This is a genomic window from Cupriavidus necator (genome assembly GCF_016127575.1).
Lineage (GTDB): Bacteria > Pseudomonadota > Gammaproteobacteria > Burkholderiales > Burkholderiaceae > Cupriavidus > Cupriavidus necator_D.
On the sequence record NZ_CP066019.1, the window covers coordinates 74011 to 97966 of the forward strand.

General features: G+C 69.1%; 19 protein-coding genes. 10 read left to right on the forward strand and 9 right to left on the reverse strand.

The features are described from left to right. Positions 1-129: 129 nt before the first annotated feature. Positions 130-1656: an aldehyde dehydrogenase (NADP(+)) gene (locus I6H87_RS19365; RefSeq protein WP_011616366.1), complete on the reverse strand. Its 1527-nt coding sequence runs from the start codon at positions 1654-1656 to the stop codon at positions 130-132. 103 nt (positions 1657-1759) lie between these two features. After that, positions 1760-2674, reverse strand: coding sequence for a 5-dehydro-4-deoxyglucarate dehydratase (gene kdgD / locus I6H87_RS19370; RefSeq protein ID WP_011616367.1), 915 nt, complete (start codon positions 2672-2674; stop codon positions 1760-1762). 411 nt (positions 2675-3085) lie between these two features. Here kdgD and I6H87_RS19375 point away from each other — a divergent pair, with 411 nt between their 5' ends. Next, positions 3086-4066 (forward strand): DedA family protein/thiosulfate sulfurtransferase GlpE, encoded by a 981-nt coding sequence (locus tag I6H87_RS19375; RefSeq protein ID WP_011616368.1) that lies wholly within the window; start codon positions 3086-3088, stop codon positions 4064-4066. Between the two features lie 25 nt (positions 4067-4091). On the opposite strand, the gene I6H87_RS19380 is transcribed toward I6H87_RS19375, so the two are convergent. The 6 genes from I6H87_RS19380 to I6H87_RS19405 form a co-directional block, all read right to left on the reverse strand. After that, positions 4092-5048: a DUF1177 domain-containing protein gene (locus I6H87_RS19380; RefSeq protein ID WP_062804621.1), complete on the reverse strand. Its 957-nt coding sequence runs from the start codon at positions 5046-5048 to the stop codon at positions 4092-4094. Positions 5049-5106: 58 nt separating this feature from the next. After that, positions 5107-6267, reverse strand: coding sequence for a porin (locus I6H87_RS19385; protein WP_011616370.1), 1161 nt, complete (start codon positions 6265-6267; stop codon positions 5107-5109). Positions 6268-6401: 134 nt separating this feature from the next. Then, a complete protein-coding gene (pepE, locus tag I6H87_RS19390) occupies positions 6402-7157 on the reverse strand; it encodes a dipeptidase PepE (RefSeq protein ID WP_010813519.1) in 756 nt (251 codons plus the stop codon). Positions 7158-7201: 44 nt separating this feature from the next. Then, on the reverse strand, positions 7202-8395 hold the full coding sequence (locus I6H87_RS19395) for an aminotransferase class V-fold PLP-dependent enzyme (RefSeq protein WP_011616371.1): 1194 nt from the start codon (positions 8393-8395) through the stop codon (positions 7202-7204). Between the two features lie 67 nt (positions 8396-8462). After that, complete coding sequence (locus I6H87_RS19400; protein ID WP_011616372.1) at positions 8463-10070, reverse strand: OPT/YSL family transporter; 1608 nt, start codon at positions 10068-10070, stop codon at positions 8463-8465. A gap of 63 nt (positions 10071-10133) precedes the next feature. Then, the gene (locus tag I6H87_RS19405) at positions 10134-10847 is read right to left on the reverse strand and encodes an IclR family transcriptional regulator (protein WP_062804620.1); all 714 of its coding nucleotides are present in this window, start codon (positions 10845-10847) and stop codon (positions 10134-10136) included. A 203-nt stretch (positions 10848-11050) separates the two neighbouring features. Between I6H87_RS19405 and I6H87_RS19410 the strand changes: the two genes are divergently transcribed. Next, a complete protein-coding gene (locus tag I6H87_RS19410; RefSeq protein ID WP_011616374.1) occupies positions 11051-13828 on the forward strand; it encodes a hypothetical protein in 2778 nt (925 codons plus the stop codon). A 12-nt stretch (positions 13829-13840) separates the two neighbouring features. Here I6H87_RS19410 and I6H87_RS19415 read toward each other — a convergent pair whose 3' ends face one another. Continuing rightward, complete coding sequence (locus I6H87_RS19415; protein ID WP_037025844.1) at positions 13841-14596, reverse strand: IclR family transcriptional regulator; 756 nt, start codon at positions 14594-14596, stop codon at positions 13841-13843. A gap of 191 nt (positions 14597-14787) precedes the next feature. Between I6H87_RS19415 and I6H87_RS19420 the strand changes: the two genes are divergently transcribed. From I6H87_RS19420 to I6H87_RS19455, 8 genes are all read left to right on the forward strand, one after another. Then, on the forward strand, positions 14788-15828 hold the full coding sequence (locus I6H87_RS19420) for an LLM class flavin-dependent oxidoreductase (protein WP_010813525.1): 1041 nt from the start codon (positions 14788-14790) through the stop codon (positions 15826-15828). Between the two features lie 216 nt (positions 15829-16044). Next, positions 16045-18051 (forward strand): sigma-54-dependent Fis family transcriptional regulator, encoded by a 2007-nt coding sequence (locus I6H87_RS19425; RefSeq protein WP_198489265.1) that lies wholly within the window; start codon positions 16045-16047, stop codon positions 18049-18051. Between the two features lie 234 nt (positions 18052-18285). After that, entirely contained in the window at positions 18286-19365 is a 1080-nt protein-coding gene (locus I6H87_RS19430) for an ATP-NAD kinase family protein (protein ID WP_011616378.1), read from the forward strand. Positions 19366-19436: 71 nt separating this feature from the next. Then, the gene (locus tag I6H87_RS19435; RefSeq protein WP_011616379.1) at positions 19437-20438 is read left to right on the forward strand and encodes a thiamine pyrophosphate-dependent dehydrogenase E1 component subunit alpha; all 1002 of its coding nucleotides are present in this window, start codon (positions 19437-19439) and stop codon (positions 20436-20438) included. Between the two features lie 36 nt (positions 20439-20474). Then, positions 20475-21491: an alpha-ketoacid dehydrogenase subunit beta gene (locus tag I6H87_RS19440; protein WP_010813529.1), complete on the forward strand. Its 1017-nt coding sequence runs from the start codon at positions 20475-20477 to the stop codon at positions 21489-21491. Continuing rightward, positions 21491-22615 carry an acetoin dehydrogenase dihydrolipoyllysine-residue acetyltransferase subunit gene (locus I6H87_RS19445; protein WP_010813530.1) on the forward strand — a complete coding sequence of 375 codons (1125 nt, stop codon included), beginning with the start codon at positions 21491-21493 and terminating at the stop codon, positions 22613-22615. Before I6H87_RS19440 ends, I6H87_RS19445 begins: the two co-directional genes overlap by 1 nt. 79 nt (positions 22616-22694) lie before the next feature. Continuing rightward, positions 22695-23036, forward strand: a complete 342-nt coding sequence (locus tag I6H87_RS19450) for a carboxymuconolactone decarboxylase family protein (RefSeq protein WP_010813531.1) — start codon at positions 22695-22697, stop codon at positions 23034-23036. 46 nt (positions 23037-23082) lie between these two features. Beyond that, positions 23083-23844 (forward strand): lipoate--protein ligase family protein, encoded by a 762-nt coding sequence (locus I6H87_RS19455; protein ID WP_011616380.1) that lies wholly within the window; start codon positions 23083-23085, stop codon positions 23842-23844. Positions 23845-23956: the final 112 nt, after the last annotated feature.

Consider the following 23956-nt stretch of genomic DNA (forward strand, 5'->3'; position numbering starts at 1 on the left):
TGCGGGGTGTTTTTGTTGTTGCCAAGGGCGACAACCGACCGCATGGCAACAAGCCAAAGCAGGGCTTCCCAAATCTAGCGAAGACCCCCCAATAAGAAAAAAGCCCCGCGCACTGCGGGGCCTGCGCGATCAACCCTTCACCGCTTCCGGCAACAACGCCTGCGGCAGGTTCTGATAACAAACCGGCCGCAAGAACCGGTCAATCGCCGTCGCTCCGACTGAAGTCGAACGCGCATCCGAAGTCGCCGGGAACGGCCCGCCATGCACCATCGCATAGGCAACCTCGACCCCAGTCGGGTAGCCATTGCACAGCACCCGCCCGGCCTTGCGTTCCAGCACCGGCAGCAGGCGCCGCGCGGCCGCGTGGTCGGCATCGTCGAGCTGCATCGTCGCCGTCAGCTGGCCTTCAAGCTGTCGCGCCACCGCCAGCATCTCTTCGAGATCGCGGCATACCACCAGCACCGTCGACGGCCCGAACACCTCGGCCTGCATCCGGTGATCCGCCATGAACTGCGCCGCGGTGGTCTCGAACATTACTGGCCGCGCCTGGTTGGCCCCGTTGCCGTCGACGCCATCGCCAATGCGTTGCAGGCCGTCGAGCGACGACAGCTGCGCCACGCCTTGCTCAAAGGCGGCATGGATTCCGGGCGTCAGCATGGTCGCCGCCGGCTTGCCTTGCAGCGCGCCGAGCGCCGCGGCGCGGAACTTGTCGAGCGCGGGGCCTTCAATGCCGATCACCAGCCCGGGGTTGGTACAGAACTGGCCGACGCCCATCACCAGCGAATCCACCAGCTGGCGGCCGATGTCCTCGCCGCGCGCATCGAGCGCCGCGGGCAGCAGGAACACCGGATTGATGCTGCTCATCTCCGCATACACCGGGATCGGCTGCGGGCGGCGCTGGGCGGCCTGCATCAGCGCCAGGCCGCCGGCGCGCGAGCCGGTGAAGCCCACCGCCTGGATTGCCGGATGCGTGACCAGTGCCGTGCCGATGGCATTGCCCGCCCCGACCAGCAGCGAGAACACGCCTTCGGGCAGGCCCGCGTCCTGCACGGCCTGCTGGATCACGCGCCCCACCAGTTCCGACGTGCCCAGGTGCGCCGGGTGCGCCTTGACCACGACCGGGCAGCCCGCGGCCAGCGCCGAGGCAGTGTCGCCGCCGGCCACGGAGAACGCCAGCGGGAAGTTGCTGGCGCCGAACACTGCTACCGGACCGATGGCGATGCGCTGCATGCGCAGGTCCGGGCGCGGCGGGTTGCGCTCGGGCAGTGCGGGGTCGAAGGTGGCCTGCTGCCAGCGGCCTTCGCGCAGCACGGTGGCGAACAGGCGCAGCTGGCCGGCGGTGCGGCCGCGCTCGCCCTGCAGGCGCGCGACCGGCAGCGCGCTTTCCAGGTGGGCGCGTTCGATCAGCGTGTCGCCGAGCGCCTCGATGCCGGTGGCGATGGCTTCGAGCAAGGCCGCGCGCTGCTCTGGCGTGGTGTTGCGGTAGGTGTCGAAAGCGGCTTCGGCCAGCGCACAGGCGCGCTCGACCTCGGCCTGGCCGCCGCCATGGAAGTCAGGGCCCAGGGCTTCGCCGGTGGCGGGATTGATGGCCTGCAGCAGGGCTTCGGTGCCGCGCACGGCTTGCGCGCCGATCAGCATGTCGCCGGTGATGTGCATGGAAGGATTCCTTGTCAGCGTTTGGAACGGGAACGCCGGCCGGAGGGCAAGTGCCCCGCGGCCGGCCTGTCGATATGCAATGCGAGGGCGGCTTGCTTACCGCTTACTGCGGGCCGAGCTTGTTGATCAGCGCGCCCAGCATCTCCATCTCCTCGCCGGTCAGGTCGGTCAGCGGCGCGCGCACCGGGCCGCCGTCGTGGCCGACCAGTCGGGCGCCGGCCTTGACGATGCTCACGGCATAGCCGGCCTTGCGGTTGCGGATGGCCAGGTAGGGCAGGAAGAAGTTGTCGAGCAGGCGGCCCACGGTGTCGTGGTCATCCGCGGCGATGGCGCGGTAGAAGTCCATCGCGGTCTCGGGGATGAAGTTGAACACTGCCGACGAATACACCGGCACGCCCAGCGCCTTGTAGGCCGTGGCATAGACCTCGGCCGTGGGCAGGCCGCCGAGGTAGGAGAAGCGGTCGCCCAGCTTGCGGCGGATGCTGACCATGGCCTCGATGTCGCCCACGCCGTCCTTGAAGCCGACCAGGTTGGGGCAGCGCTCGGCCAGGCGCGCGAGTTGCGTCGCATCCAGCTTCGAGTTGGCGCGGTTGTAGACGATCACGCCGATATCGACCGACTTGCAGACCTGCTCCACGTGGGCGGCGATGCCGTCCTGGCTGGCTTCGGTCAGGTAGTGCGGCAGCAACAGCACGCCGGCCGCGCCCAGGCGCTGGGCTTCCTGCGCGTAGGCGATGGCGGTGCGGGTCGGGCCGCCGGCGCCGGCCAGGATCGGCACCTTGCCGGCGCAGGTGCGCACGGCGGTGTCGACCACGGCCGAGTAGTCCTGCGGTGTCAGTGAGAAGAACTCGCCGGTGCCGCCCGCAGCGAACAGCGCGGTGGCGCCGTAGGGGGCCAGCCACTCCAGCCGCGCGGCGTAGGACTGCGGTGCGAAGTCGCCCTGGGCGTCGAAGTCGGTGATGGGGAAGGACAGCAGGCCTTCGGAGACGATTTGCTTGAGTTCGTTGGGTGCGAGCATTGCGGCAATCCTGAGCGGGCCAGTGGCCCCGGGTGGCAGTGGCGGCTGACTGCGGCGGTGCAGATCATCCGAGTTATCAGTCATCGTATGACAAGGCTCTGGCGAAGGCAATAGGGCTTGTGATCATTCGGGGTTAACCGGGATGCGGCCGGCGTTTTCGCTGGAAAGCCCTGCCGGCGAGCAAAAAGGGACAGAAACATGCCGTCTGGGGCACTTCAAGCATGGATGGCGGCCGTCGTACCGTGGGTGAGCTCCGGTGGGGCAGGCATGTAATGTTGTAGGACAACGTAAGTCGGAGTGGTTTCTGCCAGCGCGCCTGCCACTCAGGAAATTTGAAACACCCATGCAAAGCTGCCGGTGCACGGGCCCCCGGCGACTGGCACACTGGCATCCTGGACTGACGGGGAGAACATGGTGGGAGAGTTACAGGCCTTGCTGGAAAACCACGGGCTGATGCTGGTGTTCCTGAACGTGCTGGTCGAGCAGGCCGGGCTGCCGGTGCCGGCCTACCCGATGCTGTTCGTCGCCGGCGCGCTGGGCATGCAGGAGACCGGGCCGTCGATCGGCGCGGTGCTGGCTGCGGTGATCTTTGCCTGCCTGATTGCCGATACCGGCTGGTACTTCGCCGGGCGCCGGCTGGGGCAGCCGATGCTGCGCACGATCTGCCGGGTATCGATTTCGCAGGACTCGTGCATCCGCCAGACCCAGTCGCTCTACCTGCGCGTGGGGCCGCGCTCGCTGGTGATCGCCAAGCTGCTGCCCGGTGCCGGGGCCTTGTCCACCGCGATGGCGGGCATGACCGGCACGCCGTTGCCGGTGTTCCTGTTCTATGACGCCATCGGCGCGCTGGTCTGGGCTGGCAGCGCCTTGCTGATCGGCGTGGTGTTCAGTGATTTTATCGATGCCATCCTGGAGGCGTTCAGCGCCTACGGGCATATGGCCGTGGTGGGGCTGTTGGTGGCGTTCGCGCTGTTCCTGGCGTGGCGCTGGTGGCGCCGCTTCCGGCTGCTGCGCCGCACGCGGCGCGTGCCGCGCATGACGGTGGATGAGCTGGAAGCGCGCCGGCTCGCCGGCAGCCTGCCGGTGGTGATCGACGTGCGCGCCCACGGGGACACGCCGATGGAGCGCATCCCCGGCTCGGTGGTGCTCGACATGCAGGGCGCGCTGGACAGCCTGGACGCGTTAGGCGTGCCGCACGCCGGGGCCGACATCGTGGTCTATTGCGCCTGCCCCAATGAACTGTCCGCCGCGCTGCTGGCCGAGCGCCTGCGCGTGGCCGGCTACCCGAAGACCTGGGCGCTGGCCGGCGGCTTCGACGAATGGAAGCGGCGCCACGGCGGCACCGCCCCGACCGAGGCGGCCAACCAGCCAGGGCCGGCCGAAGCCGCCTGAACCTGCCAGGCCGCCGGCGCTGCGCTCAGCGCTTGCCCGCGGTCTGGAATACCGACAGGTCCGGGTAGACCGCGCGGATCTTCTCCCATTCGGCGGCATTGAAGAACTGACACTTGCCGGCGCCGAAGCGCTTGGACACCTCCACGCAGAAGCGCACGGCTTCAGCGATGTCGATCTCATGGTTGGCCGAGGTCGCGCTGCCCGACACCACCGACCGCGCCGTCACCGCCACGCCGACCACCGGCGCCCGGGTGGCCACGTGCGGCTGCATGATGCTGTTGAAGTGGTACAGGCCGTTGTGGTAAGGCGTGATGTCCTGCTGCGAGATCGGGAAGGTCACCGCCGGGCAGCCGGTGGTGGACTCCATGGTCGCCACCAGGTCCGGCGCCACGCGCAGGATGTAGCCCTGCATCGCCGTCGGCGAAATCGCAAAGCCGCGGTGCTTGATGATGCTGTTGCCCTTGGAGGCATCGATCGACAGGATCGCGTCCATCTCCGGCAGCACCTGGTAGTCGTTCATGGTGTCGGACGAGACCGGCATGCCCATGAACGGCACCGGGTCGTGCGGCTGCATCGAGACATTGGTCGACAGGTGCGTGGTCACGATCACGTCGCCCGCCAGGTGGTCGTCGCGCGCCTTCATCTGCGCCAGCTTGAGCGCCACCGCCAGGCAGCCGATCGGGCCGTCGGCGTCAGACACCAGCCCCACCAGTTCCGGGCGCGCGCCAATCGCGCCGTTGCGGCCGATCACGCCCAGCGTCGGCGCACTGCCGCCGCTACGCTTGCCCGTGGTGCCGGGGATCACGATGGTGATGAAGTCGGTGGTGTTGGCCGTGTTCTCGGGCGGGGCGTTGTGGATCGTGGTCACTTCCACGCTCACGCCGGCGCCGGCATAGGGCGCGAACAGTTCGCTGACGACCGCACCGTTGGCGTGCGGGCTGTCCAGGGCTTCATGAATGACCAGCGTCTGCTGCAGGGCCATGGCTTTCTCCAAAGGATGTGCCATGCCCGCTCGGCGCGGGCATGGCGTCTACGAAAAGTCAGAACTGGTGACGCAGGCCGGCCATGACCGTGGTCTGGTTGTCGCGCCCGTCCAGCGGCTTGCCGCTGCCGCCGGTCCAGTTGGTGGTGTTGTTGCCGAACAGGCCCGACCAGCCGCCGCGCACCCAGTCATAGGCCACCGCCAGGTAGGCATCGGTGCGCTTGCTGAACGCATAGCCGGCCACGCCGTATGCCGTGGTGCGGTTGCCGCTGAAGTTGTCGGCGCGGGTGCGGTTGTGCATCATGCTGGCGGTCAGCGTGACGTTGCCCGGGACGGCGTAGTTGGCGCCCAGCGTGAAGAAGTCGTCGCGCCGGCTGCTGCCGAAGACCGAGTTGATGGCGGCGCGGTTGGTGGCCGTGGCGGCGGTCGACATGCTGGTGATGGTGGCCGTGTCGGTGCCGCCCTTCGATGAATCGAAGGCGGCGTCGCGGTCGCTGTAGATGTAGTTGGCAAACAGGTTGGCGCGTCCGACCGCGGCCTTCAGGCCGGCCATGTAGATGCGCGCGGCGCGGCTCTGGCTGTCGCGGGTCTGCTGGAAGTCGCCGATGGCGGTGATCGGGCCGGCGGCGTACTTCAGGCCCAGCGACATCGACGAGGTCGCCTTGCTGTTGCCCGGGGTTTCGCCCAGCGCGTATTCGGCGATGACGGACACCGGGCCGAAGTTGCCGGTATAGCTGACGGCATTGTCATAGCGCTGGCCGGTCAGGTAAACCATCCAGGAGTTCGACGGCGCCGCGCCCACGCCGAGCGGATCGACGTAGTACAGCATGGTGTTGGCCGTGGTGTACTGCCGGCCCAGTGCCAGATCGCCCCACTGGTTGCCGATCTTCACGTAGGCCTGGCGCCCGAACAGCTGGCCCTGCTGGTCCAGCCTGCCGGTGTCGGCCAGGAAGCCGTTTTCCAGCACGAAGCCGGCTTTCACGCCGCCGCCCAGGTCCTCGGTGCCCTTCAGGCCGAAGCGGCTGCCCGACAGGAAGCCTTCGCCGCCCTGCTGCAGCCCGATCTGGGCATCGCCCGCCGGGTTCGAATGGGTCTGGTAGGTAAGCGCGGTGTCGATCACGCCGTACAGCGTCACCCCGGACCGCGCCATCGCGGCGGCCGGCAGGCCCAGCAGCAACGGCAGTGCCAGGCGGGCGGCGTGGCGAATGGTGTGGCTCATGTTGTTTTCTCCTCCAAAAGGCAAAAGGGGGCCCGCGCGGGCGGCACTGCGCGGCCCGCGGGGCGGTTTTCTCTTTGTTGTGCCCGGGACCGGCCCGGGTCAGTGCGTCAGCGGCTCAGGGCAGTGCCGCCGGCTCAGGCAGCAAATCCCGGCCAGTCCTGCATTCCGGCCGGACCGGTGATCTGCGACAGCGGGAAGATCTCGCCCTCGCGAATCGTTTCGACCTTGCCTTCGGCCGGAAACCACAGCGCATGGCGCTCGCCCAGCACGGTGCCGCGGGTGCCGTCCGAGAACAGCGCCGAACCCTCCGGCAGCGCAAACACCTGCTCCGGCGCGTTGATGTGCAGGAACTCGGCCAGGCGCTCTTCGCGGCTTTCGCCGTTGTGGCCGGCGGGCTTGCCGCTGATGAAGTGCGGGTTGATCTGGAACGGCACCAGCCCCAGCGCGCGCAGCGACGGCGGCTGCACGATGGGCATGTCGTTGGTGGTGCGGATGGTCGGGCAGGCGACGTTGCTGCCGGCGCTCCAGCCCACGTATGGCGTGCCCGCGCGCACCCTGGCGCGGATTGCGTCGACGATGCCGGCGTCGTACATGCGCTTGAGCAGCGCAAAGGTGTTGCCGCCGCCCACCGCGATGGCCTCGGCCTGCTCCACGGCGCGCAGCGGATCGGCGCTGTGGTGGATCGATTCGAGCGCGTAGCCCAGCGTCTCGAACACCGGCTTGACCATGCCTTCATAGGTGTCGAAGCTGAAGGTCACGCCGGCGAACGGCACGAACAGCACCTTGCGCGGCTCGCGCCTGAGCAGCGTGTGGATCTGCTCGCCGGCGTGCTCGAGGTAGCCGAGGTTGTCCTTGCGCGAGCTGCTCATCAGGAGGATGCGTTGGGTCATGTCTTGGTTTCCGTCAGGAGAGTCTGGTGAAGTTCAATGCGCGATCAGGCGATCGCGGCGCGGATCAGCGCGGCGACGCGGTCGATCTCTTCATGCGTGTTGAAGTAGTGCAGCGAGACGCGCGCCATGGTGGACACGCCATGGCGCGCCAGGATGGCGTCGGCCATGAAGTTGCCGGCCTCGATGATGCATTGCTGCGTTTCCAGCGCGGCGACGATGCGCGCCGGGTCCACGCCGCGCACATTGAACGGCACGATGCCGATGCGGTTGGCCACGTCGGCCGGGCCGTACAGCTCGAAGCCGGGGGTCGACGAGAACTTCGCCACCGCGTACTCGGTCAGGTCGCGCACACGCGCTTCGATGGCGTCGATGCCGATGGCGGCGGCGTAATCGATGGCGGTGCCCATGCCGAGGATCGCCGGCACGATCGGGCAGCCAGCCTCGAAGCGCCTGGCGCCAGCGACAAGGGACAGCGCGCCCGTGGCACGGTCATAGGCGCCGTTCCACCAGCCCACCAGCGCGGGCTCGACCTGCTCGATCAGCGCGCGGCGCACATACAGGAAGCCCGAGCCCTCGGTCGCGCGCAGCGCCTTGCGGCCGCAGCCTGCCAGGAAATCGCAGTCCAGCTCGGCCACGTCCGAGCGCAGCATGCCCACGCTCTGTGCCGCATTGACCAGCGACAGCACGCCATGGCGGCGCGCCAGCGCGCAGATCTGCGCGGCCGGCTGCACCGCACCCGTGGAATTGGGCAGGTGCGAGAAGGTGAGCAGGCGCGTGCGCGAGGTCACGGCGGCCTCGAACGCCGCGGGCGACAGCAGTCCTTCGGCATTGGCCGCGACCATCTTCACGACGATGCCGTGCGATTGCTCCAGCCGGCGCCAGGGCAGCAGGTTGCTCAGCATCTCGGTGTCAGCCACCAGCACTTCGTCACCGGCCTTCCAGGCGATGCCGCGCGCGACGATCGAGATGCTCTCGGTGGCGTTCTTGGTGAAGGCGACTTCGTCGGCGGCGCAGTTGAGCAGTCCGGCCAGCTTGCCGCGCACCGCTTCCACGCGCGCATAGGTCTCTTTGCGGAAGGCCGGCAGGTAGATGCCGACGTGGCCGGTATCGAGCAGGTAGCTGCGCACGGTATCGAGCACCGCGTCGGGCGGCAACGAGGCCGCGGCGGTGTCGAGATAGATGGTGGAGGCCGTCAGCGGGGTGTCGGCGCGGATCGCCTGGATGGCTTGGATATCCATGGAACGTCTCGGGTAATGACAGGCGGGACGCGGCGACCGCGCCCCGAGGTAAGACTCAGTTGCGCACTTACTTGCGCAGCTTGGTGACGGAGCCGAAGAAGCTGAACAGGGCGTCGCCGGCAATCACGCCGCCGGCGAAGGCGCTCATCTCGGCCACGTGCTTGTCGCCGCGCAGGCGCTGCAGCACGAAGCGGATCGCGAGGCCTGCCAGCACTGCCCAGCCGGCCAGCGGCGAGGCAATCAGCATGCCGGTGGAGAGCAGGATGCCAAGCTGGCGCCTGGAGCCGCCGATCAGCTGCAGCAGCGCGCCGGGGATGGCCCAGATCACCAGGTTGCGGGCAATCTCCGCCGACGAGCCCGCCTTGATCGAGGCCGCGTAGACGCGGTCCACCGGCGGGATCATGTTCTGCGCGAAGAAGGTGCCGTGGAACACCAGCACTACCATCGCGGCCACGGCAAAGCCGATCATCGCGGCCAGGAACTGCTGCTTGCGCCCGGCCAGCTCGGCCTCCATGTCGCGGCCTTCGCCGCGCAGCAGGTAGCCGGTCTTGAGGTCGTAGCCCATGTCGGCAAAGGCCGGGCCGGTGGCGGCGGAGAAACCCACCAGCACCGCCAGCGCCGTCGGCGGGAAGCCGATCAGGATGCCGATGGTCAGCGTGATCAGCGCTACCGCGAAGGCCGGGAACCAGCCCGAATGCATCGCCGCGATGCCGACGATCAGCTCATGCACATAGGCGGCAAAGGCGGCATAGAGCACGAACACCACCAGCATGCCCAGCGACATGTCCGAGACATGGCCGGCCAGCACCGAGATCAGCAGCGCAATCGCCAGGTAGATCAGGAAGCCGCCCGACAGGATGCGGCTGGCGCGCGAGGCCGGGACTTCGATGGTGCACGTGTCCGCGGCCGGGGCATGGCGCGCGCGGCGGATCTCATTGGCGACCTGGAACAGCGCGACGATGCCCGCGCCGATCATCAGCCCGTGCGGGATATAGGCCTTGGCGATGTCGATGCCGGTCAGCGCCACCGAATAGCCGCGCACCAGCAGGCCAATGCCGAACATGGTCAGTGCCGCCAGGTTGCCCAGGAAGGCCGCGCCGAACGCGGACATCGGCACGCCCAGCCAGGCGCCGCCCACGCCCACGGCAATGCCCAGCCCCAGGAACGCGGCCTTGCGCCCGCCGCGGTCGCCAGCCCAGATGGCCTCGGCCGTGGCGATGCCGGCCGGCCAGGTGCCGGTGGCGGGAAAGATCCTGCTGCCGAAGAGGAAGTACAGCATGGCGCCGTCAACGAACATGGCGATCACCGCGCCGATCAGCATCGGCGTGGCCAGTTCCGGCATGCCCATCGCGTATGGCACGCCGATCGGGATCATCAGCGAGTTGGCGGCGCCGAAGGTGGCCGACGAGATTGCCGTCTGCACCAGGTTCTGCCGCTCCAGCACGCGGAAGCGCCGCGTGATCTCCAGCGGGATGCGCGAGAACACGATCGCGATCAGCGCGCCGATGATCGAGGTGTTGGCCGAGATCCCCAGCGACACGATCAGCTGCATGCCGATCATGGCGCCGAACACCGACAGCCCCACGGAGACCAGCAGCAGCAAGGGCTCCATGAAGCGTGTCCGTGTTGCAGGCTGCGCCGCCATCGGCGCGTTCAGTTGTGTTGGCATGGTCATTTGTCCACTGCTCCCCGTAGTGTTGTCTGGTTTTGTCTGTTGTATGTGATGCCTTGCGCGCGCTCAGCGCATGAAACCCGCCACCGGGCCGATGGTGTTGCGCGCGGTGCGCAGCGCCTCCAGCAAGCGCGGCACAGCTTCAGGCGTCAGGCGCTGCAGCGGGCCGGCGATGGCCAGCGATCCCACCACCGCCCGGGTGTCGCGGTGGCGCAGCGGCAGCGCCAGCCCGGCCACCGTGGCGGCGGATTCCTCGCAGGTGTAGGCCCAGCCGTCGGCGCGGATCTGCGCCAGCCGTGCTTCCGGCTCGGGCGCGTCGCCCGTTACCTGGCGCCGGAACGCTTCCGGCTGGAATGCCAGGATGGCCTTGGCGTGCGCGCCCGCGTCCAGCGAGAAGCGCTGGCCCACTTCGATCGAAAAGCGCAGCTGGTGCTGGCTCTGGGCGATATCCGTGCACAAGCCCTCGCCACCGTCCAGCCACGACAGGAACACGGTCTCGCCGCATTCGCGCGCCAGCGCTTCCAGCGCCGGTTGCACCACCTCGGCCGGCGAAAACGTCTTGCGCATCACTTGTCCCAGCTCGAACCAGCGCAACCCCAGGCCGTAGCGGCCAAGCGCGTCCTGCACCAGGAAGCCGTTGGCGGCAAAGGTCGCCAGCGCGCGGTGCACCACGGCGTGGTGCACGCCGCTGTAGCGCGCCAGTTCGCGCACGCCCCAGCTGGGCTGGCGGGCGGTGAAGTGGGTCAACAGCGCCAGGGCGCCGTCCAGGGTCTTGAGCATGGCGGGTGGTTGCGTCGACTGTTTGTGTCTCTATATAAGAGACAGCGTCTCTGATACAGAGAAATGCTAGGCTTGGTCCCGGCTCTCAACAATCAGGGTTAACGTGGGGCCGGCTGGCCGCGCCGGGCGAATGCCGGCGGCGGCAACGGCGGAGCGCCGCCGCCTATACTTGGCGCAGACCGACTGTTACCGGGAGGACGCGCATGGCCGCGGAACACCACGGAACCGGCGGATCCGGCGACGAGGCCACCCGCATCGCCCAGCGCCGCCGCCAGCTCGGCATTGCGCCGCGCGCCGGCGATGGCCAGCGCAACTGGGCCCTGGCACTGTCCGGCGGCGGCATCCGCAGCGCCACCTTCTGCCTGGGCGTGATGCAGGCGATGGCGGGCACCGCGATGCCCGCCAAGGCGGCAGCGCCGGCCCCCGCGCCGGAAGCCGCGACGCCGGCGGCCGCCGCCGCGGCGCAGACCGTGCCGGGCCTGGCCTCGCTGCTGGCGCAGTTCGACTACCTCTCCACCGTCAGCGGCGGCGGCTACCTCGGCGCCTTCTTCGTCAGCCTGTTCGTGCCCGGCCGCCTGCGTCGGGGCGCGGGCCCGGTCCAGGCCGCCACCGACGCCTATCACACGCTGCAATGCGAGCCGCCGGGGCGCATCCATACCTCGGTGTCCTATGCCGCGGACCCCGGCCGCGGCGCGGTCGCATGGCTGCGCGAGAACGGCCGCTACCTGTCGCCCACCGGTGCCGGCGACAACCTCTATGCCGCCGCGCTGGTGGTGCGCAACTGGCTGGCCATGCATTTCGTGATCGGCAGCGCGCTGCTGGTGCTGCTGGCTGTGCTGGCGCTCGGGCAACACATCGCGGTGGGGGTTTCCTACGGATTGGGGCGCTATGAGATGGACCTGCTGCACGACGCGCGCCAGGCCTTCAACCAGGGCGAATGCGCGATCTGGTGGAGCACGCTGCTGTGGCTGCCGCTGGCCACCGCGCTGGCTGGCGCGGTGCCGCCCGGGCTGGCCTACTGGCTGATCTACCCGCGCGCCAACGATCCGCAGGCGACGGCCCGCTTCCTGAGCCCCGCGCCGCTGCTCGCCACGCTGCTGGGCCTGATGCTGCTGGCCGCGGCGCGCTGGTCGGAATGGCTCGGTCCGGGGCTGGTCATCGGCAAGCTCTTTGCCGCGCTGGGCGTGCTGACGCTGCTAGGTGTGCTGTGGTGCCTGGCGCTGCTGCAGGGCGAGCCGCGCACCGTGGCCGCCTACCGCGTGCGCGCCACGCGCGCACTGCGTGGCGCGCTGACGCTGACCCTGTGGCTGGCGGCGCTGGGCATTGCCGACACCATCGCACGCACCGCTTACCTGTTTGCCCACCAGGCCCACCACCAGTGGGGCGCGGCGCTGCCCGCAACCGTGCTGGGCGTGCTGGTCTGGCTGGTGCGCTACGGTTCGCGCTGGCGCGACGCCGGCCGCCAGGGCAGCACCGACACGCCATGGCGCGCGCTGTGTGCCCGGCTGCCGGTATCGCTGCTGGCGGGCGCGGTGGCGGCGGTGCTGGCCCTGCTGCTGTTCGTGCTGTGGTCGTGGCTGGTGCTGTGGGTGCGCTGGGACGGGCGCGAGCCGGTCGACTGGCTGGTGTTCGGCAACGCCTATACCGGCCCGGCGCTGGCCACGTTCACTGTGGTGAGCCTGGTGCTGGCGCTGGTGGCGGGGCGCTTCTCCGGCTTCCTGAACCTGTCGACGCTGCAGCCGTTCTACGCGGCGCGGCTCACGCGCGCGTTCCTGGGCGCATCCAACGGGGAGCGCTTCGCGGCTCCCGACCCGAGTGCCGGCCGCGACGGCAGCCAGCGCGCCCGCTTCAGCGTGGCCGAGCCCGTGCCCGGCGACCAGCTCAGCCTGAACACCTACTACGATCCGCGCGTGCTGGCGCCGCTGCACCTGATCAACGTCACGCTGAATCTCACCGTCGACCCGGCCGAGCAACTGGTGCAGCGCGACCGCAAGGGCAAGCCGCTGTGCCTGGCGCCCGGCCCCTGCGTGGTGCTGTCCGGCGTGGCGGCGGCGATCCCGCCGGACGCCTACGCGCGCTTTACCATCGACGGCCGGGGTTGCTGCCCCGACGTTTCATGGCCGTCTTCGGGCAAACTGGCCGAATCGCGCACGGTGGGAGATTGGATGGCGATCTCGGGCGCGGCCGTCTCCACCAGGCTGGGGCGCGCGACCACGCTGGGCACATCCATGCTGCTTGGCCTGGCGAACCTGCGTCTGGGCATATGGTGGCCGTCGTATCCGGCCAGCCACGCGCGCGAAGGCGGGCGCCGGGGCCGCGCGCGGCGCCATCCGGAACGCGCCGCGCATCCATGGCTGGCCGCGGGCATCGCGCTTTTCCGCACGCAGTACTACCTGGGCTGCGAACTGAGCGCGCGCTTCCACGGCACGCGGCGCGGCTGGCAGTACCTGTCCGATGGCGGGCATTTCGACAACACCGGCGTGTACGAGCTGCTGCGCCCGGGCCGCGATGTCTCGCTGATCGTGCTGTGTGATTGCGGGGGCGACCCCGACTACCGCTTCGGCGACCTGGCCAACCTGATCCGGCTGGCGCGCATCGACCATGGGCTGGAGATCGTGGTCGATACCGAGGCTGCCACCACGCACCCGGTGCTGAGCCGTGTCTTCGGCGTGCCGGATGATTTCCTGCCGGGCGCGCCGACCGGCGACAAATGCGCGGTGCTGCTCAATGTCTTTCGCACCGGCCCGGAGTGCGGGGCGCCACGCGCACGCACCTGCCGCATCGTGCTGCTCAAGCCGCGGCTGGTGTCATGGGCGCCGGCCGACGTGCGCCACTACGGCGCGACCCATCCCGCGTTTCCGCAGGAGGCCACCGGCGACCAGTTCTTCGATGAGGCGCAATGGGAGAGCTATCGCGCGCTGGGCCATGCGATCGGCCAGCGCGTGCTGGGCGGGGCCGTGGGCAAGGCGCTGCTGGTGTGAAGAGACAGCGCGTCAGCGCACGAAGCCGATGACGTCTTCCAGCCGGCCGCTGGCATCGCGCAGCGCCTCCAGCAGGCGCGGTACCGCGGCTTGGTCCAGCCGCTGCTGCGGCCCGGCGATGGCGACCGAGCCCACCACCGCGCTGCGGTCGCGCGACCACAGCGGCAACGCCAGGCCGGCCACGCTGGCGGCGGCTTCCTCGCGCGTATGGGCCCAGCCGCGCTCGCGCACCTCGGCCAGCTGCTGCTCGATGCGCTCGCGGTCCAGCGTCGTGTGTGGGGCGATGCGCGCCAGCCCCTGGCGGTAGACCTCATCGCGGAAGGCATCGTCCTGGAAGGCCAGCATCGCCTTGGCATGCGCGCCCGCATAGAGCGGGAAGCGCTCGCCCAGCTCGATCGAAAAGCGCAGCTGGTGCTGGCTCTGCACCAGTCCCACGCACAGGCCCTCATGGCCATCGAGCCACGACAGGAACACGGTCTCGCCGCTTTGCGCGGCGAGCTTTTCCAGCACCGGGCGCACGATCTCGTCGGGCGAGAAGCTCTTGCGCACCACCTGTCCCAGCTCGAACAACCGCAGTCCCAGCGAATACTTGCCGGTGGCCGCGTCCTGCACCAGGAAGCCATTGGCGGCAAACGTCGCCAGCACGCGGTGCACCACGGCGTAGTGCACGCCGCTGTGCTTGGCCAGCTCGCGCACGCCCCAGGTCGGCTGGCGCACGGTGAAGTGCGTCAGCAGGGCCAGCGCACCGTCCAGTGTCTTGAGTGTCATCGCTTGTTCCTTGGCATCGGGCTGCATGGTACGGGCAAGCGCGGCGCGACTCAATCCTTCCCGCGCCCCCGTGATACCCACGCCGCCCGAAGGGCCGCGATCAGGCCGCCAGCACGATCGCGCCATGGTCTCTAAGATAGCGGGCCATACGCATTGCCCGCGTGCGGCATCGGTCGCCCGCCATCCACCACATGAATCACGACTCTATTCCCAACGGCGCAGGCGTGGCCTGGTCCGTGCTGGACCTGGCCCCCATCCCTGAAGGCAGCGATGCCGGCCAGGCCATGCGCAACTCGCTCGACCTGGCCCGCCATGCCGAGCGGCTGGGCTACCACCGCTACTGGCTGGCCGAGCATCACAACATGCCCGGCATTGCCAGCGCCGCCACCGCCGTGCTGATCGGCTATGTCGCCAACGGCACCAGGACCATCCGCGTGGGCTCGGGCGGCGTGATGCTGCCCAACCATTCGCCGCTGGTGATCGCCGAGCAGTTCGGCACGCTGGCCTCGCTCTACCCGGGCCGCATCGACCTGGGCCTGGGCCGCGCGCCCGGCACCGACCAGGCCACCGCGCGCGCCTTGCGCCGCCACCTGTCGGCCGACAGCGCCGATACCTTCCCGCAGGACGTGGAAGAGCTGCAGGCCTATTTCGACGACGTGCGCCCCGGCCAGCGCCTGCGCGCGGTGCCCGGCGCCGGGCTCAAGGTGCCCATCTGGCTGCTGGGTTCGAGCCTGTTCAGCGCGCAGCTGGCGGCGGCGATGGGCCTGCCGTTCGCCTTTGCCTCGCACTTTGCGCCGGGCTTCATGCGCCAGGCGGTGGACCTGTACCGGCGCACCTTCCGGCCCTCCGAAGCGCTGGACCGGCCCTATGTGATGCTGGGCCTGAACGTGTTCGCGGCCGAGACCGGCGACCAGGCGCGCCGCCTGTTCAGCTCGCTGCAGCAGCAGTTCCTGGCGCTGGTGCGAGGCACTCCGGGGCAGCTGCGCGCACCGGTGGACGATATCGAAGCGCTGTGGACCGAGAGCGAGGCCGACCATATCCGCCGCTCGCTGGCGTGCTCGGTAGTGGGCGATCCCGACGCCGTGCGTGCCGGCATGCAGCGCTTTGTCGATGACCTGCGCCCGGATGAGCTGATGCTGACCGGGCAGATCCATGACCACCAGGCACGCCTGCGCTCGTTCGCCATCGCTGCCGATGCGGCGCGTAGCCTGAAGACCTCATCAGCGCTCTGAGCGCCTGCGATGCTCCGGTATGGCGTGCGCCGCACTTGCGGCGTGTGCCCGCCGGCGCGCCGCGAATCCTGTTTGCGCCCGGCCGATCCGCTCGGATACATTAGAAGGCCCGAGACCGAGAGAGGCGCGGCTCCCGCAGCACGCGCCCGACAGTTCGCACGATCCACCGCCCCATCCGAAACATGGGGCCGACGGCAGCGACGACAGGAGACAGCGATGGACCTGCGGCAACGCGAGCACATCGAGACGGTGGTCCAGGTCACCACATACCTTGCCCCGCCGGCCGTGCTTGCGGACCGGATCGCGCACGACGCCATCATCCAGAACTCATGGCGCCGCTGCGTGCACCAGTACGGCCTGGATCCGTCGCGCATGCAGGAGGCGCGCATCCTGCCGCAGCCGCGCCTGCGCGAACACCAGGAACGCATCGACGACTTCGCGCGCATCGCGCGCCACGGCCTGCAGAGCCTGTATGGGCAAGTGGCGGGCCTGGGCTATGTGGTGCTGCTGACCGATGCGCAGGGCGTGACCGTCGACTATATCGGCGAGGCCCGCAGCGATGCCGCGCTGCGCCACGCGGGCCTGTACCTGGGCGCCGAGTGGAGCGAGAGCGGCGCCGGCACCTGCGCGGTCGGCACCGCCCTGGCCACGGGCCAGGCGCTGACGGTGCACCAGGCCGACCATTTCGACGCCACCCATATCCCACTGACCTGCACCGCCGCGCCGCTGTTCGACACGCACGGCAACCTGCACGCCATCCTCGACATCTCCGCGCTGACCTCGCCGCAGGCCAAGGACAGCCAGGGGCTGGCGCTGCAGATGGTGCGCATCTACGCCGCGCATATCGAGAACGCCAACTTCCTGCGCGCGCACCGCCGCGACTGGATCCTGAAGCTGAACGTGGCGCCGGAGTTCGTCGACGTCAATCCCGAATACCTGCTGGCGCTGGACGAGGCGGGCCGCATCGTCGGCCATAACCACCGCGCCAGGCTGATGCTGGAAGGCGAGCTGGGTGGCGCACCGGGCGCCACCGTGCTGGGCCAGCGGTTCGAGACGCTGTTCGACGCGCGCCTGGAGGACCTGGGCCACTATGTCTATTCGCGCCCGAGCGAGCAGCGCCTGGTGGCGCTGACCCGCAGTGGCGGCCTGCTGTACCTGAGCGTGCTGCCGCCCGCGCTGCGCTGGCAGGCGCCGCCCGCCGAAACGCAGGTGGCGATGCCGGATGCCCTGGCGGCGCTGACCGGCGGCGATGCCGCGCTGCAGCTGCAGTTGCAGCGCGCGGCGCGCCTGGTCGATTCGCCGATCAACCTGCTGATCCACGGCGAGACCGGCAGCGGCAAGGAGTTCCTGGCCAAGGCGCTGCATCTTGCCAGCGCGCGCCGCGGCGGGCCGTTCGTAGCGGTGAACTGCGCGGCGATCCCTGAAACACTGATTGAAAGCGAATTGTTCGGGCACCTGCCCAACAGCTTCTCCGGCGCAGGCCCGCGCGGCAAGCGCGGCCTGATCCAGGAGGCCGACGGCGGCACGCTGTTCCTGGACGAGATCGGCGACATGCCGCGCGAGCTGCAGTCGCGGCTGCTGCGCGTGCTGGCCGAGGGCGAAGTGCTGCCTGTTGGCGCCGCGCGGCCGGTGCCGGTGCGGCTGCGGGTCATTTCCGCCACGCACCACAGCCTGGAGCAACTGGTGGCCGACGGGCGCTTCCGCGAGGACCTGTACTACCGCCTCAACGGCGCGCGCTTTACGCTGCCGCCGCTGCGTGCGCGTACCGACCTGGACTGGCTGGTCCGCAAGCTGCTGCAGGAAGGGAGCGCAGAGGGCAGCGAGATCACGCTGTCGCCCGCGGCACGCGAGCGGCTGCACCGCCACCGCTGGCCTGGCAACCTGCGCGAACTGCGCAACGTGCTGGAGTACGCGCGCGCGGTCTGCGCCGACGGCTATATCGATGTGCCGGACCTGCCTGACAGCCTGGCGGGACCCGCACCGTCCGCCGCCCTGCCGCAGCCAGGGCCCGCCCAGTCACCCGCTGCCGCACCGTTCGACCCGCACCAGTTGCCGCCGGAAGGCATGCTGCTGATGCAATACCTGCGCGCGTCCGGCTGGAACCTGAGCGCCGTGGCGCGGCAGATCGGCGTCAGCCGCATGACGCTGTACCGGCGCATGGAGCGCTACGGCATCCAGTCGCCCAACCGGCGCGACGGCGGCCCGGAGCCCACCGACGCATAAGCCGGCAGGCAGCACGGCGCACGCGCGCCGTCTGTGCGATACGGTTGTCCATCCCCTGTACACCTGCGCTGTGACACCTGTCACAGCGCAGCGTTGTTTTTGCCCTGCCGTCTCGGGGTAATCCCTCGGATCCGACCGGCTGATACCCCTGTTTCCGCTGTTTTCACTGCCTGCGCGCACTGGCACAGCCATTGCAAATACGCCTGGCAAGACAACGACAACAGGAGACAGGCAATGGGGCACGCAGCAGGCGCCAGCGCGCAGATCGCGCCAGTGGTCGGCATCATCGCCAACCCGATTTCCGCGCGCGACATCCGTCGTGTGATCGCCAACGCCAACAGCCTGCAGCTGGCCGACCGCGTCAATATCGTGCTGCGCCTGCTGGCCGCGCTGGCCTCCTGCGGCGTGGAGCGCGTGCTGATGATGCCCGACCGCGAAGGCCTGCGCGTCATGCTGGCGCGGCACCTGGCACGCCGGCAGGGGCCGGACTCGGGCCTGCCCGCGGTCGACTACCTCGACATGCCGGTCACCGCGCGCGTCGACGACACCCTGCGCGCCGCGCGCTGCATGGCCGATGCGGGCGTGGCCGCGATCATCGTGCTGGGCGGCGACGGCACCCACCGCGCGGTGGTGCGCGAGTGCGGCGCGGTGCCGATCGCGGGCCTGTCGACCGGCACCAACAATGCCTACCCCGAAATGCGCGAGCCCACCATCATCGGGCTGGCAACCGGCCTCTATGCCACGGGCCGCATTCCTCCTGCGCAGGCGCTGGCGTCGAACAAGCGGCTCGACATCGTCATCCGTGACGGCAACGGCGGCTTTCGCCGCGATATTGCGCTGGTGGATGCGGTGATCTCGCACGAGCACTTCATCGGCGCGCGCGCCCTGTGGAAGACCGACACGCTTGCCGCCGTCTACGTGTCCTTTGCCGACCCCGAGGCCATCGGCCTGTCATCCATCGCCGGGCTGCTGGAGCCGGTGGGCCGGCGTGAGGAGGGCGGCCTCGCGATCGAACTGGCCGCGCCCGGCGAAGGCGAATTCGACCTGTGCGCGCCGATCGCACCCGGCCTGATGTGCACCGTGCCGGTGGCCGGCTGGCAGCGGCTCGAACACGGCCGGCCCCATCGCGTGCGCCAGCGCAGCGGCATTGTCGCGCTGGACGGAGAGCGCGAGCTGGCCTTCGGCCCGGACGACGAAGTCACGGTCACCCTGCATGACCACGCCTTTCGCAGCATCGACGTCGCGGCCTGCATGCGCCATGCCGGGCGCCACCACCTGATGCGCAGCCTGCCGCAGCCCGCCGCGGTGGGATGACGCGCGGGCACCGCGTCCGCCCGCTTTTCCCCTTTCTTGAAGTGCAACACCTGAAAACGAAGGAGACAGACATGACAGCCAGAGCTTCTCAAGATTCCGCCGCGCTGCCGCTCGACAAGGAGACGTTGCTGACGGTGTACCGGAAGATGCGCACCATCCGCGATTTCGAAGAACGCCTGCACGTGGACTTCGGGCGCGGCGACATCCCGGGCTTCGTCCATCTATACGCGGGCGAGGAAGCCGCGGGCGTCGGCATTCTGCACCACCTGAACGATGGCGACCGCATCGCCAGCACACACCGCGGCCACGGCCATTGCATTGCCAAGGGCGTCGATCCGGTGGCGATGATGAAGGAGATCTACGGCAAGAAGGGCGGCTCGTGCAATGGCAAGGGTGGCTCGATGCATATCGCCGACCTGTCCAAGGGCATGATGGGCGCCAACGGCATCCTGGGCGCAGGCGCGCCGCTGATCTGCGGCGCCGCGCTGGCTGCCAAGTTCCGCGGCAAGGGCGAGGTCGGCATCACCTTCTGCGGCGACGGCGCCTCCAACCAGGGCACTTTCCTGGAAAGCCTGAACCTGGCCGCGGTCTGGAACCTGCCGGTGATCTTCGTGATCGAGAACAACGGCTATGCCGAATCGACCTCGCGCGATTACGGCACCGCGGTGGACAGCTACGTGGACCGCGCCGCCGGCTTCGGCATCCCGGGCGTGACGGTGGACGGCACCGATTTCTTCGCCGTCCATGAAGCGGCCGGCGAAGTGATCCGGCGCGCGCGCGAAGGCGGCGGGCCGTCGCTGCTCGAATGCAAGATGGTCCGCTTCTATGGCCACTTCGAGGGCGATGCGCAGACCTACCGCGCCGCCGGCGAACTCGACGACATCCGCGCCAACAAGGATTGCCTGAAGCTGTTTGGCCGCGCCGTGACCCAGGCGGGAGTGGTCGCTCGCGAAGAACTCGACACCATCGACCGCGAGGTCGCCGCGCTGATCGAGCATGCCGTGCAGGAAGCCAAGGCCGCGCCGCAGCCGGGTCCCGAAGACCTGCTCACCGACGTCTACGTCAGCTACTGATCTGCCACGCGCTAACCCAATATCAGGAGACAAACCATGGCTCGCAAACTGAGCATCAAGCTGGCGATCAACGAGGCGATCGACCAGGAAATGACCCGCGACCCCAGCGTCATCATGCTGGGCGAAGATATCGTCGGCGGCGCCGGCGCGGACGGCGAGAAGGACGCCTGGGGCGGCGTGCTGGGCGTGACCAAGGGTCTTTACGCCAAGCACGGCGACCGGCTGCTGGACACGCCGCTGTCTGAATCCGCTTACGTGGGCGCCGCCATCGGCGCCGCGGCCTGCGGCATGCGCCCGATCGCCGAGCTGATGTTTATCGATTTCATGGGCGTTTGCTTCGACCAGATCTTCAACCAGGCGGCCAAGTTCCGCTACATGTTCGGCGGCAAGGCGGAGACGCCGGTGGTGATCCGCGCGATGGTCGGCGCGGGCTTTCGCGCAGCCGCGCAGCACAGCCAGATGCTGACGCCGCTGTTCACGCATATCCCCGGCCTGAAGGTGGTGTGCCCGTCCACGCCGTACGACACCAAGGGCCTGCTGATCCAGGCGATCCGCGACAACGACCCGGTGATCTTCTGCGAGCACAAGAACCTGTACGGCCTGGAAGGCGAGGTGCCCGAAGGCGCCTACGCGATCCCGTTCGGCGAGGCCAATATCGTGCGCGACGGCAAGGACGTGTCGATCGTCACCTACGGGTTGATGGTGCATCGCGCGCTCGAAGCGGCGGCAACGCTGGCCAAGGAGGGCATCGAGGCCGAGATCGTGGACCTGCGCACGCTCTCGCCACTGGACATGGACACGGTGCTGGAGTCGGTCGAGAACACCGGCCGCCTGGTGGTGGTGGACGAGGCCAGCCCGCGCTGCAATATCGCCACCGATATCTCCGCGCAGGTTGCGCAGCAAGCCTTCGGCGCGCTCAAGGCCGGCATCGAGATGGTGTGCCCGCCGCACACGCCGGTGCCGTTCTCGCCGACGCTGGAGGACCTGTACATCCCCAGCGCCGCGCAGATCGCGGCCGCCGCGCGCAAGACCATGAAGGGAGGCAAGCACTGATGGCAACCGAAATTTCCCCCACGATTATCCCGATCGTGATGCCCAAGTGGGGCCTGTCGATGAAGGAAGGCACGGTCAATGCGTGGCTGGTCGACGAAGGCACCGAGATTACCGTGGGCCTGCCGATCCTGGATGTGGAAACCGACAAGATCGCCAATGCGGTGGAGGCGCCCGACGCCGGCACGCTGCGCCGCAAGGTGGCGCAGGCCGGCGACGTGCTGCCGGTGAAGGCGCTGCTGGGCGTGCTGGCACCTGCGGAGGTGAGCGATGCGCAAATCGATGACTATGTCGCGGCTTATGAAACGCCGGCGGACGACGCTGGCGAAGAGGACGCCGCTGCCGCGTACCAGTTTGCCGACGTCGACGGCATCCGGGTCCGCTATGCCCGCAAGGGTGGCGGCGCCGAAACCGTGCTCTTCATCCACGGATTTGGCGGAGACCTGGACAACTGGCTGTTCAACCTCGATCCCCTGGCCGACGCGTACACCGTGGTGGCGCTCGACCTGCCCGGCCACGGACAGTCGTCGCCGCGGCTCGCGGGCACGACGCTGGCGCAGATGGCCGGCTTTGTAGCGCGCTTCATGGACGAGACCGGGATCGAGGCGGCGCATGTGGTCGGCCATTCGATGGGCGGCGGCGTGGCGGCGCAACTGGCCGTGGATGCACCGCAGCGGGTGCTGTCGGTGGCGCTGGTGTCGCCGGTGGGCTTTGGCGACGCCGTCAACAGCGGCTATACCGAAGGCTTCGTCAGTGCCCAGTCCCGGCGCGAGCTCAAGCCCGTGGTCGAACTGCTGTTCGCCGACGCGGGGCTGGTCAGCCGCCAGATGCTGGACGACCTGCTGCGCTACAAGCGGCTGGACGGCGTCACCGAGGCGCTGACGGCGCTGGGGCAGGGACTCTTCGGCGGCGGCCGCCAGAGCGAGCAGCCTGGCCAGCGGCTGGCCAACAGCGGCAAGCGCGTGCTGGTGGTGTGGGGCGGTCAGGACCAGATCATCCCGGCCGCGCACGCTGAAGCCGCGCCGCCGGGAGCAACCGTCAAGGTCTTTGCCGATGCTGGCCACATGAGCCAGATGGAGAAGGCCAATGACTTCAACGCGCTGCTGAAGAAGCATCTGGGCGGCTGATGCCGCGCGCGGATGGCGCCGCCCAGGGCGCCATCCGCTCGGCCAGCTCGCCTTGTTCCAATTCAAGACAGGAGACCTCATGACCACAGACCTGAAGACCCGCCTGACCGAGATCAACAGGCAATTCGGTGCGCTCGGCCAGGCCCAGCCCGCCGCCATGAGCGCCTTCCAGGGCGTGATGAAGGCCGCCACGCAGGACGGCAGCCTGCCCGCCGCCGTCAAGGAACTGATTGCCGTCGCGCTGGCGGTGCAGAAGGGCTGCGACGACTGCGTGCTGTTCCACACCAGCCAGGCGCTGCGCCATCGCGCCACGCGCGAGCAGCTCGCCGAAGTGCTGGCCATCAATATCGAGATGGGTGGCGGACCCGGCGCCATGTACGCGTCGAAGGCGCTGGCGTACTTCGATGCGCTCAATGCCTAGTGTTGCTAGACTCGGCACGTTGCTATCCGGAGGTTGGTGCCATCCCATGCCGTTTGAATTTATTGATGCGGCCCATGCCGGGCAGGCGGGCAGCGACCCGCTGCAGGATGAGCTGGCCTTGCTCGACCTCGCGGCACAAGGCCGGCAGGTGGCGCAGCTGTGGGAGGCGCCGCTGTCGCTGGTGGTGCCGCGCACCTACCTGCGCCATGCCGCGCTGGAAACCGCGCGCGCCGACTTCGCGCAGCAGGGATGTCCGGTATTCCTGCGCATGTCCGGCGGCGGGCTGGTGCCGCAGGGCCCCGGCATCCTCAACCTGAGCCTGGCCTACACAGTGGAACAGCCGCCGGGCGCGCGCAGCGACGCGGTCTACCTGCACTTGTGCGAGGTCATCGGCGACGCGCTGCAATCGCTGGGCGTCGACACGCACTGGCAGGCGGTGGCCGGTTCCTTCTGCGACGGCCGCTACAACCTGGCCTGGGGCCCGCCCGAAGCCGCGCGCAAGATCGCCGGCACGGCGCAGTACTGGCGGCGCGCACCCGCGGCCATGCAAACGGCCGACGGGCAGCGCCACCTGGTGCTGGCCCATGCGGTGCTGCTGGTCAGCGCCGGCCCCGTGCAGATCAACGCGCGCGCCAATGCGTTCGAAGCGGCCATCGACAGCGGCCGGCACTATGACGCGGGCAAGGTCGTCAGTGTGCGCGAGGCATTGTTGGCCAGCGGCCGCGCGGTCGATGACGACGCCGCGCTGATGGCGCAGGTATCGGATGCGCTGCGGCGAAGCGTGGGGCAGACGCCGCCACCGGCGTAGCTGCTTGACCGGGCGACGCCATTTGGCGATCCCCAAAAAAATCGCGGCCCACGCGGGGCCGCCAAAAATCGGGAATGCGAGGCGTGTCAGATGCCTCAGGAGACGTTATCGG